Consider the following 14,005-nt stretch of genomic DNA (forward strand, 5'->3'; position numbering starts at 1 on the left):
ATTTAATAGACCTCAGAATCAGTTACAAAAATGCTTTCACTATATATTTTGATTTTGTTAGTATTTACTCGATTTAAAAAACAACTAAAAAAAGCCATATTTATAAATATTTTAATACAATAATCAAAAGCGCAAACGTTTGCGAATTCGTTTGCGCTAAATTTCTAATCAAATGAACACCGCTCTATTCTATTATTCGATAGATTAGCAGTTCTTAAAAGGCAATAAAAATGATTAGTACACAAACCATAAATAAACCAAACCTAAACCTGCATTGTGGAAGCATTCAAAATTATAAGCGTAATGCTTATGGTATTTCTGGTAAAACAGAAAATGCATTTTTCAGAATATCTGTGGTGCAAAAAGGTATTTTTAAGATTCACTTAAGCAGAACTGAGGAGTTCGATGAACATTCGTACGCTGTAATCTCGAAACCAGTTGGGATTGATTTTTCAATTATTGATACAAATGGTCATATTGAACTTAAAACGGAAGCGTTAACGCTAGAAATTAAAAAGCATCCTTTCACTGCAATTTTTAAAGATAAAGCTGGAAATATTATCAGTGAAGACGACCATGCGCTAGGTACCTCTTGGATTGGAGAGCAAGTCACTACTTATAAAAAACTACAAGAAGGCGAGCGATTCATTGGATTAGGAGAAAAAACTGGCCCTTTAGATAGAAAAGGAAGTGGTTACCAGAACTGGAATACGGATCACTTTGGGTATCTACCAGATAGTGACCCACTTTACTGCACCACTCCATTTTACATAGGAATTCATCACGGACTTTCATACGGCATATATTTAGACAATTCTCACAAAACACACTTCAATTTTGGAGCTTCTAACAGAAGATTTTCTAGTTTCTCTGCCGACCAGGGAGATATGGCATACTATTTCATTCATGAGACCAATATTGAAGAAATTATTAGTTCATATACCGATTTAACAGGAAGAATGGAGCTCCCTCCTATTTGGAGCTTAGGTTATCAGCAATGCCGATATAGTTACAAACCTGACAAGGAAGTATTAAGCATAGCAAAATTTTTCAGAGAAAAAGAAATCCCTGCTGATGTGATCGTATTAGACATCCATCATATGGAACAATACAAAATCTTTACCTGGGATGGTAAAGATTTCCCAAATCCAAAGCAAATGATTAAAAAGCTGGAGGAAATGGGATTCAAAGTTGTGGTAATTTGTGACCCAGGAATAAAAATAGAAGAAGGTTATGAAGCTTATGATTCTGGTAAAAAAGAAGACGTTTTTATAAAATATCCTGATGGTGAATATTACGAAGGCGAAGTTTGGCCAGGATGGTGTCATTTCCCTGATTTCACAAAACTTACTGTAAGAAATTGGTGGCAAGAAAAACTGAAAGCTTATACTGATTTGGGAATACTGGGCTTATGGAATGACATGAATGAAATTGCTACTTGGGGACAATATTTGCCTGATTTAATGGAATTTGATTATGAAGGAGAAAAAGCCTCTACTCGCAAAGCAAGAAACGTTTATGGAATGCAAATGGCAAGAAGTACTTATGAAGGTGCTAAGCAAAATTCTCCTAATAAAAGAGTCTTTAACTTAACAAGAGCAGGGTTTTCTGGTATCCAAAGATATGCAGCTGTTTGGACAGGTGATAATGTTGCCGATGATGAGCATATGTTATTAGGTGTGCGTTTGGTCAACAGCTTAGGGTTAGCAGGTGTTGCTTTTGCTGGTTACGATATTGGCGGTTTTGCTGGTGATGCCGATAGCCAATTGTTTGCACGTTGGATTTCTATAGGTGCATTTGCTCCATTTTTTAGAGGGCATAGCATGATTAATAGTAGAGATTCGGAACCATGGGCTTATGGTGAGGAAGTAGAAGAAATTTCTAGAAATTACATTAATTTGCGATATAAAATGATGCCTTATATCTATTCTGCATTCTACAAGGCACACGAAAAAGGTATTCCGGTTGCAAGAAGTTTAGCTATTTATCATCCTCATGATGCGAAAATTTATAGCTCGCTCTATGAAAATCAGTATTTCTTTGGACCTGACATTATGGTTGCACCAGTTGCCAGTAAAGTTAATTTGGCAAAAGTATACTTCCCTGAAGGAGAATGGTATGATTTATTTGACGATACCTACTACAGAGGAAATCAAGAAGTGATAGTAGAATGCCCCATAGAAAGATTGCCTGTTTTTGTCCGGGCATCTGCCATTATTCCAATGCAGGATAAGTTAGAAAACTTAAGCAACAACCATAATGAATGTTTGCATCTTCATATCTATGGAGGAAAGGAAAAAAATACATACGAGTATTATGAAGATGATGGCGAGTCATTCAATCACGTAAATGGTGAATTTTATAAAAGAACGATTGAATTCATTCCTGAGGAGAGACAATTAATTTTACATACTAAAACAGGAGAATTTAATTCTCAATATCAAAAAATTCAACTGTTCTTCCATGGTTTTGAAGGAAAGATTAATGGAAAAATTCAAATTAATCAGCAAACTATTCCTTTGGAAAAACAAGATTTCAATTTTATCGATCAAATATCTAATTTTGATCCATTACCAGAAAATGAGAGAATTAACTTGAAAGTAAACGACTTACCAAATGCTGTATTCAATTTTGATAATGATAAAATTGAAGTGAATTGGTAGTATTTAAGTTTTTATTATTTTTCTAACATTCATAAAAATTCATGAAATCATATCTTCTACTTTCAGTTACTGCTCTTGCCATATTTGTTACTGCATGCGAATCTGTACAAGAAAAAATGCAGCAGGAGATCATAATTACATATCCTGAAAAGGCAAAGGATATGAATATCTATGAGGTCAATATCAGACAATATACTACAGAAGGAACCATTAATGCATTTATCCCCCATCTTGATAGATTAAAAAATATGGGGGTTAATATTTTATGGATAATGCCTGTCCAGCCTATAGGTGAGAAAAATAGAAAAGAACCATTAGGAAGTTACTATTCTATAAAAGATTATACTGAGGTTAATCCCAGTTTTGGAAATTTAGAAGATTTCAAGAAAATGGTTGAAAAAGCTCATGAAAATGAAATGATTGTGCTTCTAGATTGGGTAGCCAATCATACGGCATACGATCATCATTGGGCTGAAGACCATCCAGAATATTATAATCTAGATTCATTGGGCAATCTTCAATCGCCAGTGGCAGATTGGACAGATGTTGCAGATTTAAATTATCAAAATGAGGCTTTGCATCAAGCCATGATTTCAGAAATGAAATGGTGGGTATCTGAGACCAATATTGATGGCTTCCGATGTGATGTTGCCGGTATGGTACCAAATGAATTCTGGAAAAAAGCTATTGATAGCCTAGAAGCAACAAAAGATGTATTTATGTTAGCAGAGTGGGATGAGCCAAAAATGCACGATGTTGGTTTTGATATGACTTATGGATGGGAATTTCATCATATATTAAACAATATTGCTAAAGGCAAAGCCAATACAGATTCACTGGTGAAGTACATTGAAGAAGATTTAGATAGATATGATTCAACGGCTTTTAGAATGTATTTCACTTCTAATCATGATGAAAATAGCTGGAACGGTACTGTATTTGAAAGAATGGGAGATGCTTACAAAGCCTTAGCTGTTTTGACGGCTACTGTACCTGGAATGCCATTAATTTATGGGGGACAAGAAGCAGGCTTGGATAAAAGACTACCATTTTTTAAAAAAGATAGCATCGACTGGTCAAATTTATCTTATGAAGATTTTTATAGTAGTCTATTAACACTCAAGAAAAATAACCCTGCCTTATGGAATGGTGCTTATGGCGGTGGGTTTCAGGTAATCAATTCAGAACAGAACTCTTCTGATATATTAGCTTTCAGCAGAAAAAAGGATGACAATGAAGTAATTGTTATTTTAAATTTGTCTGACACCACACAATCATTTCTAATTGATAACAATTACGAAGGGAAAACCTTTCAAAAAGCTAATAACCCTCAGCTTACTGTAACTTTTTCGGATAATCAGGAACCATTGGCTTTTGATCCATGGTCTTATATGATTTTAATAAAAAATAGCTTGAAAGACGAATAATGGAAAAAATTTCAATCGAATCAGAAAAGCCAAAATTAAACTTTTGGGAAATTTGGAACATGAGTTTTGGCTTTTTAGGTATTCAATTTGGCTTTGCTTTGCAAAATGCCAATGTCAGCCGAATATTTGAAACCCTTGGTGCAGAAAAAGATAGTTTACCGATTCTTTGGCTGGCAGCTCCTGTCACTGGTTTAGTAATTCAGCCCATCATCGGATATTATTCCGACAGAACTTGGATTCCCAAATGGGGCAGACGAAGACCTTTCTTTGCTATTGGAGCTATATTAGCCACTATAGCATTGTTTATTATGCCCAACTCTCCTAGTTTATGGATTGCAGCAGGTATGCTTTGGATTATGGATGGCTCTATCAATGTTAGTATGGAGCCTTTTAGAGCATTTGTTGGAGATATGCTACCTAATGAACAGCGAACCAGGGGTTTTGCCATGCAGGCTTTCTTTATTGGAATAGGTGCTGTAGTGGCTTCTATCCTACCCTATGTTCTCACCAATTGGCTTGGATTTGATAATACAGCCCCTGATGGTCAAATTCCAGATTCTGTAAAATGGTCTTTTTATATTGGAGGTGTAGCTTTTCTATCAGCTGTGATGTGGACTGTTTTCAATACTAAAGAATATCCTCCAGACGATATTGAAAAGCTAAAATTAGAAAATAGTGAGAGAGGAATATTCACCGGTTTAGTAGAATCATTTGTCGGCATATTTAAAATGCCAAAAACGATGGTTCAGTTAGCTTTCGTTCAATTTTTCTCCTGGTTTGCATTATTTGCCATGTGGATTTATACCACTCCAGCCGTAACAGAACACGTTTATGGAACTACCGATACAAAATCAGTCCTATATAATGAAGGGGCTAATTGGGTAGGTATTATGTTTGGTGTTTATAATGGCGTTGCTGCATTGGCAGCTTTTATATTGCCACAATTAGCTAAATATTTTGGTAGAAAAGGAACGCACTTAATAGCATTATTTTGTGGGGCTGCTGGTTTAATTTCTATTTTTTACATAAAAGAGCCTAATTTATTAGTTTTTAGTATGATAGGTGTTGGTATTGCCTGGGCAAGCATACTTTCAGTTCCATATGCTATGTTAAGTAGCGCTTTACCTTCTGACAAAATGGGATATTATATGGGAGTATTTAACTTCTTTATTGTGATACCTCAAATTGTTGCCGCTGGTATATTAGGATTTATTCTTAAAGGCTTTTTTAACAATGATGCTATTTATGCATTAATCGTTGGTGGAGTTTCCATGCTTATTGCCGGTCTATTAAGCCTAACTGTCAATGACCATGATAAAGAAAAATTAGACAGATTATAAGCCTGAAAGATGTTTTAGTATATTTTTCATCTATGAATGTAAGCTTAATATCGAATAATTGAACTAACGAGAAACAGTCAACAAATCAATTCTTTACAATTTGTTCAAAATTTATTACAATTGATAATAAAAAAGATATCTGAATATCTATATTTAATGTCAGAATAAAGGAATTGGACTATACTAAATAAATTGTAATGAAACAGCTTTTACCACTAATATTTATACTACTTTCTTTTAGCCTTTCTTCTTTGCAGGCACAAGATTTGGGAAGTAACCTCTGGACTCCTTCAAGCAATACTTCTTCGGCCAGATTAATTGAAGCAGAAAAACAACAAACTTTCAAACTTGCTTTTGGAGATTTAAACAACGCCTTACTTCAAAATAGTAATCATACAATGGCTATTCCATATCCAGATGGTAGCTTTAAGAATTTTTCTCTAGAAGAAAGCTCAGTAATGTCAGCTGCTTTAGCTGCTAAATTTCCAGAAATCAAAACTTTTATAGGTGAAAATAAGAAAACAGGTGAAATTGTTCGGTTAGACGTAAGTAAAAAAGGCTTTCACGCCATGATATATTCCAATGAAGGCGTGTTTTTCATTGATCCCATTGAAAAGAATAATATAAGTGACTATCAAGTGTATTTCAAAAAAGACTTATTTAAGGAAACTAAAAAAGCAGCTTTTCCGGAATCTGAACCTATTATTTTTGATAAGGATCAGTATAAAAGAATACAAAGTAGGGTAGCCAGTGGTAATGTACAAAGACCTTCTGGCACGCAACTCAGAACCTACAGAATTGCAGTAGTTGCTACTGGAGAATATACACAATATCATGGTGGCACAGTTCAAGATGCTCTTTCTGCCATTGTAACCACCATGAATAGAGTAAACGGCATTTTTGAAAAGGAAATGGCAGTTAGAATGGAACTTGTAGGAAATAATGACCAATTGATTTTTACAGATGGTGCAACTGATCCTTTTAATAATGAAGACAATGGAGTATTAATAGAGCAGGTGCAGGTTGAAATTAATACTCGAATTGGCCTTGAAAATTATGATATTGGACATGGATTTTCTACGATTCCTGGTGGACTAGCTGGTTTAGGAGTTGTTTGTAACGATAGTGGTAAAGGATTTGGAGTTACAGGCTTAACAAATCCTATTGGAGATCCATTTGATGTAGATTATGTATCACATGAAATTGGACACCAATTCGGTGCTCCTCATTCTTTTAATGGCACTGTGGGTGGATGTTCAAATCGTAGTTCAAATTCGGCTTATGAACCAGGAAGTGGTACAACCATCATGGCGTATGCGGGCATTTGCGGTAGTGATAATATTCAGCAAAGAAGTGATGCGTATTTTCATGCTGGAAGTCTTGAGTTCATGAATGGGTATATGCAAGATGGTACTGGTAATAGTTGTGCACAAATAACAGAAACCGGAAATAGTCTGCCTGTGGTAAATGCTGGTCAGGGTGGCTTTTCTATTCCTATTAACACTCCTTTTCAACTAAATGGTTCGGCTACTGACCCTAATGGGGATAATTTAACTTATACCTGGGAACAATTTGATTTAGGAGAGGCTGGCTCACCAAACGCACCAGTGGGCAGCGCACCCTTATTCAGATCATTTTCACCTTCTCAAGATAGTTTTCGAATTTTTCCGCAACGTTCTGACATCATAAATCAGACACAAACTATAGGCGAAATATTACCTAGTTATGCTCGTAATCTCAACTTCAGACTAACGGTTAGAGATAATCAAGCTATATCAGGAGTCAACTATGATGATATTAGTTTCAGCGTAACTGATGCTGCTGGTCCATTTACAGTAGAACCTGTTAACGGGAATTACAATGGTTTAAACACCATTAATGTCAATTGGAATGTCAATAATACCGATATTGCTCCTGTAAATGCACAATTTGTTGATATCTATGTATCTTTAGATGGAGGTCAGACCTTTACTGAAAAAGTATTAGAAAATACGCCAAATGACGGTACTGAACCTATCAAATTACCTAATGTTAATACTTCTCAAGCAAAAATTAAGATAGCCGCCTCCAACAGTGTATTTTTCAATATGAGCCCAAGCGTATTTTCTATTACAGAAACTACTGAGCCATCCTATGTTATCACAGTTAGTTCAGAAGTAAATGAATACTGCCCTAATGATGAAATTACCTTTTCAATAGAAACGGAATCAATTCTTGGTTTTAATGAGGGTATAGTATTATCCACCGCAGGATTAGAGCAATTCAATGTTAATTTCGATAATCAAGTTTTAACACCTGGCTCAAGTACAACATTAAGAATATCAAATGTAAACCAAGTTTCGGGTCAAGTTGATTTTATTGTTAATTCTAATACCTCTAATATATCATTCAACAGTAATGCAGTATTTACGGTAAATAAATTTGCAGAAACACCTACTATTACTTTCCCTTCAAATGGAGCTGTGGATTTGAATCTACAACCTACATTTATATGGACTGATAATAATGTTACTGCTGATTATCGATTAGAAATAGCTACTGATAATAACTTCACAAACATTATTGAAACAAATCAAGTAGTTAACAATAAAGAATCGAAACTAAATAATCAATTAGAAGGAAATTCTACTTATTACGCAAGATTAATTGCTGAAAATATTTGTGGTCAAAGTGCCTATACGCCTACCCTAACGTTTTCAACCGCAAATATAATTTGTGATAATTTTGTAAGCACTGATGTTCCACTTGAAATTCCAGTGACTATCAGTACGGTAGAATCTACCATTAATGTTCCTTATTCCGGAGCGATTGAATCTATGTCAGTACAAAATCTAATTGGTACGCACTCATGGATTTCAGATTTAACAGTTCGACTTCAAAGTCCTGCTGGTACTCAAATCACTCTGTTTTCTAATATTTGCGGTGCTACTCAAAACTTCAATCTTGCTCTTAGTGATGATGGATTAAGTAGTTCCTCTATTGCATGCCCAGCTACTGACGGACAAACTTATCAACCACAAACCCCTTTTAGTACATTTAATGGAGAAGATGCACAGGGAGAATGGAAATTAATTATTGAAGATAGAGTAACGGCCGATGGGGGACAGTTAGACTCATGGGGGTTAGATTTTTGTTTGGCAGATGTAGTGGGTCCAGAAATTATTGCTCCAAGCAATATCTTGGCTTCAGAAGATAGAATTGGCACTATTGCCCTTAATTGGACAGATAACTCTACAAGTGAGACGGGTTTTGTAATTGAAAGGTCTGATGTTGATAATCCCAATTTCAGAGAAGTTGGCAGAGTTGGAGCCAATGTTACTGCCTATGAGGACAATACAATTTTAGAGGAAAAGGAATACACCTACAGAGTAAAAGCAATTTTGGATATATTCTCTTCCAATTACTCTAATTTAGTTAGCATTTTAACACAGCCACAAGTTCCTGCCGCCCCATCAACCATAATTGCATCCAATCTATCGAATAACAACGTTTTAATTCAATGGAGTGATAATAATGACATAGAATTTGGCTATTTCTTAGAGCGCTCTGTGAATGACAATTTAGATTATGATACAATTGCTGGCTTAGGTCAAAATAGTTTTTCCTATACTGATGATGAAGTGGATCCGAAAACTACTTACTATTACAGAGTGAGGGGGTTTAATCAAAATGGAATAGGAGCATTTTCTGAAGAAGCGATGATTGAAACTTTAGAGGCATTTCCTATGGCTCCTAGTAATCTAAGGTCAACAATAGAAAATGATACGATTGTTAATTTAAGTTGGAGCGACAATTCTGAAAATGAATTATCCTTTACACTTCAAAGAGCAACAGAAAATGGAAATTTTATTACAATAGAAAATTTACCTGCAAATTCAGATACTTTTGAAGAAGTTTTAAATCCTGGGACTTACCGTTATAGAGTAGCAGCTAGAAACTCTAGAGGATTATCTGACTATTCAAATGTGGAAACTTTTACAATTATAAACCTTGATGAAGATGGATCTGTTTTGGGAGTTAATCAGAAATGGGATTCAGAATTAAAATTATATCCTAATCCAACAAAAAATGTTGTTTTCCTAAAAAATGAAAGCCAATTAAAAATCAATCGAATTGAAATTCGAAATGCCTTAGGACAAAGGATATCAGGAATGAAGAATATTTTGTCGGATGAAGAAATAGAAATACCTTTAGATAATTTAAGCTCAGGAATGTATTTCATTCATATTCAATCTGCCGAAGCCTTTGTCATAAAACAACTGATAATTGAATAGGAAATAAAACATATTTTAAAACCTCTCAAAGCATATAATTTGAGAGGTTTTTTTAAGCCCTTGGATGAAATGAATTTAACGTTTGACTTAAAAAATCACGATCCAAATGCGTATAGATTTCAGTAGTGGTAATCGATTCATGCCCTAACATTTCTTGAACGGCACGTAAATCAGCTCCTCCTTCAATTAAATGAGTGGCAAAAGAATGTCGAAAAGTATGCGGACTCACTTTCTTTTTTAAACCGGCTAAAATAGTCTGTTTTTTGACCATCGTAAAAATTGAAACCCGACTTAAAGAACCTCCAAAACGATTTAAAAAGACATGGTCTTTAGCTTCCAAAGCAGGATTTTGATGAATCCTGACTTCATTGATGTAAATTTTCAATTGTTTTAAGGCTGATTTACCGATCGGTACTAATCTTTCCTTACTCCCCTTCCCTATAACCCTTATAAAACCAATATCGAAATACGTATTCGAAATTTTAAGATTAACTAGTTCACTAACCCTTAGACCAGAAGAATATAAAACCTCCAAAATTGTTCTATCTCGCTGACCATTTGCGGAGCTTCTATCAATCGAATCAAATATGGATTCAATTTCATCGTAACTTAATACATCAGGCAATTTTCTACCTAATTTAGGTGCTTCTAGCAACTCAGCAGGATTCTCACTTATAATATCTTCAAATACTAAAAATTTGAAAAAACCTTTTATTCCAGAAACCACCCTTGCTTGTGTATGAACTGTCATTCCCAATTCATTTACATATTCTAAAAAATCATGTAAATCTGTCGATGAAACTTCTAATGGCTCTACTTTTCGATTGGAGATATCAAAAAACTGTTTTAGCTTTAAGACATCATGAACGTAAGCTTCTACGGAGTTTTCAGCAAGTGAACGCTCTAGTTGCAAATAATTTTTATATTCTGTTAAAAAAACATCCCAAGCCATAACCGAAAGTAATGCAAAAAAAGAAAATCATCATCATCAACGGTCCCAATTTAAATCTATTAGGAAAAAGAGAACCTGGGATTTATGGCGCTTCGAGTTTTGAATCATTTTTGGAAGAACTAAAAAGTAAACATACCGATTTTGAAATTACCTATTATCAATCCAATACCGAGGGTGAATTAGTAGATGCCATTCAAAAAGCTGATAATGTATATACGGGAATCTTATTAAATGCTGCGGCTTACACACATACTTCAGTAGCAATCCATGATGCAATCGGGAGCATACAAACTCCCGTAATAGAAATCCATATTTCTAATATTTACAAACGAGAAGAGTTCCGACATAAAAGCATCATTTCAGCAAATTGCATTGGAATGATTTCGGGTTTAGGATTAAAAGGATACGAATTAGGATTGGAGTATTTCAAAAAATAAGAAAATGAAAATAGCCATAATTGCCCACGATGGTAAGAAACCTGAAATGGTCTCTTTCCTTAATAAAAATAAAGAAAAATTAAAAAAAGTGTCTTTGGTAGCCACAGGAACAACTGGCAAATATGTAGAAAATACTGGGTTGCAGGTTGAAAAATTACTTTCAGGACCAATTGGGGGAGATGCTCAAATCGCTGCCTTATCAGCAGAGAGAAAATTAGAAATGGTACTTTTTTTCAGAGATCCTCTTGGCAAACATCCTCACGAACCAGATGTCCAAATGTTAATGCGAATTTGTGATGTTCATAATATCCCCATTGCAACTAATCCAGCAACTGCCCAGCTTTTGATTGATGCATTTTGGAAAAAAGAAATTGAGTAATAAACTGCTTAACAACATATTAATGATTAAATCCATTCTAAAATCAGGACCTTACACTGGTAAATGTTACCTAATTACACTCCATTCTAAGTTATTATTCAAAAGTTAAATACTTTAGTTGATTATTCGACCAATGGTATTGCTTTGCCCTATGAATATAATTATATTAGAATAATTTATAAACTTTTGATGTTATGGCGGAAAGAGCATTTATCCAATCAGGTACCACTGGCCCCAGATTGAAACATTTATTAAACAGTATAAACTTTTACACGATATGCTGGATATCATCTGCAATTTTATTGACTGCTACTTATGGTTATTATTATCAAACAGAGTATTTGGCAGAAGCAGGAGTTCTAGGCCTGGCACTCACTTTGGGTGGAGAATTCCTCATCGCCTTGCTAATAACTGGTTTAGCAACTCTTTATATATATGATAAAAGGCAAACTGATACTCCAATACAGCGCGTTTTCCCTGTTGTTATCTGGGGTCGAAAATTTTTAGTGAAAGTAGGTCCTCTTTTGCGTCAGTATTTATTTTCAAACGATCAGGAAGAAACGCCATACAACAGAATTACCAGAAATTGGATTTATGCTACCTCTGCTGGAGTCAGCAATACAATTGGTTTTGGCAGCCAAATAGACATGGATAAAGTGGGCACTACCCTAATTATGCCTGCTACATTTACCAACACCAAAACTAAAACAGGTGATGAAACCGGTCATTTTTACAAAAAAGTAATAGGAGAATATACCGGTGTCCAAACCTATACATTAAATCATTTTGTACACATAAGCGCCATGTCGTATGGGGCACTATCTTATAATGCTCATGCAGCACTCAGCAAAGGAGCGAAAATGGCTGGAATTTTACATAATACTGGTGAAGGTGCATTAGCGCCATGTCATGAATATGGCGGTGCAGATTTAGTTTTCCAGATTGGAACAGCCAAATACGGAATCAGAAATGAGGAAGGTGATTTGGATGAAGGTTTACTAAAAGACATGGCAAATCATCCTCAGGTGAAGATGTTTGAAATTAAATTAGCGCAAGGTGCAAAACCAGGGAAAGGTGGAATGCTTTTGAAGGAGAAAATTACAGCTGAAATAGCACAAATACGAAAAATCCCTATGGGAAAAGATGCTTATGCACCAGCAAGACATAAAGAATTTTCAGATGTGGCAGGACTCTTTGAATTTATTGATAAAGTGAGGAAAATCACCAATAAACCTGTAGGCATTAAAATGGTCATTGGTCATACCGTAGAAATAGAAGACATAGCCAAGATGATGCGGGATGAACCAGGAAGAGGTCCTGATTACATTGTAATTGATGGCGGTGATGGCGGAACTGGCGCTTCTCCACATGTTCTAAGTTCTTATGCAGGCCTACCTATGAAGCAAGCCTTGGCTGTTGCAGATTGGGCTTTAAGAAATTATGGTGTTAGAGATAAAGTGGTAGTTTTTGCCAGTGGTAAAATTGCAACAACTATTGATATAGCCGTTGCAATGGCCTTAGGTGCAGATGCTGTTTATATAGCCAGAGGTTTCATGTTATCACTTGGTTGTATTCAAGCATTAGAATGTCACACCAATTCCTGCCCTACGGGAATTGCTACTCAAAACAAAAGATTGCAAAAAGCACTAGACATAGAAGCAGCCGCAAAAAGAATAGCCACTTATGCTGATGCACTTTATAAAGAAACGCAAATGCTAGCAGAATCCTGCGGTTATGATAGTCCGAGTAAAATCAAGGCTGATGACATTATGGTGGTTACCTCTCCAGGGCACTTAGATTATTTATCAGAACTACAAGGAATTTCTGCTTTTGAAGCAAGTCAGGAAAGAAGACTCGCCCGAGAAAAAAATATGAGCGTGGGTGAAATGAAGATGAGACGGGAGGAGGTTTAAGATTAGTAAGGATTGTTAAAATGGTAAATTCTGCTTATTTGTTTTCAAAGACACACGCGACACGCGTGCCTATTTGAAAAACATTCGATTGTATCGTCCTAAAAGTTTACGATATAAGGATAGAAGATTATAAAAGCATTTATTAAAGCAAAGATTACGGCAAAACCAACAGCACCAGCGGCAACATCCTTTATCATCCCTATTTTTTCGTTATAGTCGGGATGAATAAAATTGCAAGTAAGTTCAATAGCTGTATTTAGACTTTCTACGGTCAAAACCAAACCAATAGAAAAAACTAGGAACATCCATTCAATCCTTGAAATATCAAAATATATACTGATTAATAAAAAGAATAGTCCAATGATACACTGGGTTATGATGGCATGTTCAGTTAAAAGCAACCGTGACATACCAACGAAAACATACTGAATACTTTTTCCTGACTTCCGCACTCATTTTTGAATAATTTCATAAGTTAATGATATACAGAGGTTAAGGTGTTTTTGATTTGGTATTTTGGGTGTTAATTTTATTGAATATCTTTGGTTTCTATGTTTTTACGCAAACTCAAATCGAAGAATGGTAAGACCTATTTTCAGGTAGTTGATAAGAGTTCAGGC

At 35.1% G+C, this 14,005-nt stretch carries 9 protein-coding genes; 7 read left to right on the forward strand and 2 right to left on the reverse strand.

The window, feature by feature from the left end:
• Nucleotides 1–230 precede the first annotated feature (230 nt).
• The 4 genes from VFM92_RS03585 (at nucleotide 231) to VFM92_RS03600 (ending at nucleotide 9,704) form a co-directional block, all read left to right on the forward strand.
• Complete coding sequence (locus VFM92_RS03585) at nucleotides 231–2,663, forward strand: glycoside hydrolase family 31 protein (RefSeq protein WP_325120822.1); 2,433 nt, start codon at nucleotides 231–233, stop codon at nucleotides 2,661–2,663.
• Nucleotides 2,664–2,704: 41 nt separating this feature from the next.
• Nucleotides 2,705–4,090: an alpha-amylase family glycosyl hydrolase gene (locus VFM92_RS03590; protein WP_325120823.1), complete on the forward strand. Its 1,386-nt coding sequence runs from the start codon at nucleotides 2,705–2,707 to the stop codon at nucleotides 4,088–4,090.
• Nucleotides 4,090–5,430, forward strand: coding sequence for an MFS transporter (locus VFM92_RS03595; RefSeq protein ID WP_325120824.1), 1,341 nt, complete (start codon nucleotides 4,090–4,092; stop codon nucleotides 5,428–5,430). Before VFM92_RS03590 ends, VFM92_RS03595 begins: the two co-directional genes overlap by 1 nt.
• A 197-nt stretch (nucleotides 5,431–5,627) precedes the next feature.
• Nucleotides 5,628–9,704, forward strand: a complete 4,077-nt coding sequence (locus VFM92_RS03600) for a reprolysin-like metallopeptidase (RefSeq protein ID WP_325120825.1) — start codon at nucleotides 5,628–5,630, stop codon at nucleotides 9,702–9,704.
• 52 nt (nucleotides 9,705–9,756) lie between these two features.
• On the opposite strand, the gene xerD is transcribed toward VFM92_RS03600, so the two are convergent.
• Nucleotides 9,757–10,656, reverse strand: a complete 900-nt coding sequence (xerD, locus tag VFM92_RS03605; RefSeq protein ID WP_325120826.1) for a site-specific tyrosine recombinase XerD — start codon at nucleotides 10,654–10,656, stop codon at nucleotides 9,757–9,759.
• 11 nt (nucleotides 10,657–10,667) lie between these two features.
• Here xerD and aroQ point away from each other — a divergent pair, with 11 nt between their 5' ends.
• The 3 genes from aroQ (at nucleotide 10,668) to VFM92_RS03620 (ending at nucleotide 13,385) form a co-directional block, all read left to right on the forward strand.
• Entirely contained in the window at nucleotides 10,668–11,093 is a 426-nt protein-coding gene (gene aroQ, locus VFM92_RS03610) for a type II 3-dehydroquinate dehydratase (protein ID WP_325120827.1), read from the forward strand.
• Nucleotides 11,094–11,097: 4 nt separating this feature from the next.
• Nucleotides 11,098–11,472: a methylglyoxal synthase gene (locus tag VFM92_RS03615; protein WP_325120828.1), complete on the forward strand. Its 375-nt coding sequence runs from the start codon at nucleotides 11,098–11,100 to the stop codon at nucleotides 11,470–11,472.
• A 194-nt stretch (nucleotides 11,473–11,666) separates the two neighbouring features.
• Nucleotides 11,667–13,385 carry an FMN-binding glutamate synthase family protein gene (locus VFM92_RS03620; RefSeq protein ID WP_325120829.1) on the forward strand — a complete coding sequence of 573 codons (1,719 nt, stop codon included), beginning with the start codon at nucleotides 11,667–11,669 and terminating at the stop codon, nucleotides 13,383–13,385.
• A gap of 98 nt (nucleotides 13,386–13,483) precedes the next feature.
• On the opposite strand, the gene VFM92_RS03625 is transcribed toward VFM92_RS03620, so the two are convergent.
• Nucleotides 13,484–13,837 carry a diacylglycerol kinase family protein gene (locus tag VFM92_RS03625; protein WP_325120830.1) on the reverse strand — a complete coding sequence of 118 codons (354 nt, stop codon included), beginning with the start codon at nucleotides 13,835–13,837 and terminating at the stop codon, nucleotides 13,484–13,486.
• Between the last annotated feature and the right edge of the window lie 168 nt (nucleotides 13,838–14,005).

The sequence above is a fragment of the Marivirga sp. genome, from assembly GCF_035704835.1.
In the GTDB taxonomy this organism is placed as follows: domain Bacteria; phylum Bacteroidota; class Bacteroidia; order Cytophagales; family Cyclobacteriaceae; genus Marivirga.

What these genes read in the sequence shown, in the direction of transcription:
- VFM92_RS03585 (WP_325120822.1), top strand. Translation starts at nt 231, where the DNA reads ATGATTAGTACACAAACCATAAATAAACCAAACCTAAACCTGCATTGT.
- VFM92_RS03590 (WP_325120823.1), top strand. Translation starts at nt 2,705, where the DNA reads ATGAAATCATATCTTCTACTTTCAGTTACTGCTCTTGCCATATTTGTT.
- VFM92_RS03595 (WP_325120824.1), top strand. Translation starts at nt 4,090, where the DNA reads ATGGAAAAAATTTCAATCGAATCAGAAAAGCCAAAATTAAACTTTTGG.
- VFM92_RS03600 (WP_325120825.1), top strand. Translation starts at nt 5,628, where the DNA reads ATGAAACAGCTTTTACCACTAATATTTATACTACTTTCTTTTAGCCTT.
- xerD (WP_325120826.1), bottom strand. Translation starts at nt 10,656, where the DNA reads ATGGCTTGGGATGTTTTTTTAACAGAATATAAAAATTATTTGCAACTA.
- aroQ (WP_325120827.1), top strand. Translation starts at nt 10,668, where the DNA reads ATGCAAAAAAAGAAAATCATCATCATCAACGGTCCCAATTTAAATCTA.
- VFM92_RS03615 (WP_325120828.1), top strand. Translation starts at nt 11,098, where the DNA reads ATGAAAATAGCCATAATTGCCCACGATGGTAAGAAACCTGAAATGGTC.
- VFM92_RS03620 (WP_325120829.1), top strand. Translation starts at nt 11,667, where the DNA reads ATGGCGGAAAGAGCATTTATCCAATCAGGTACCACTGGCCCCAGATTG.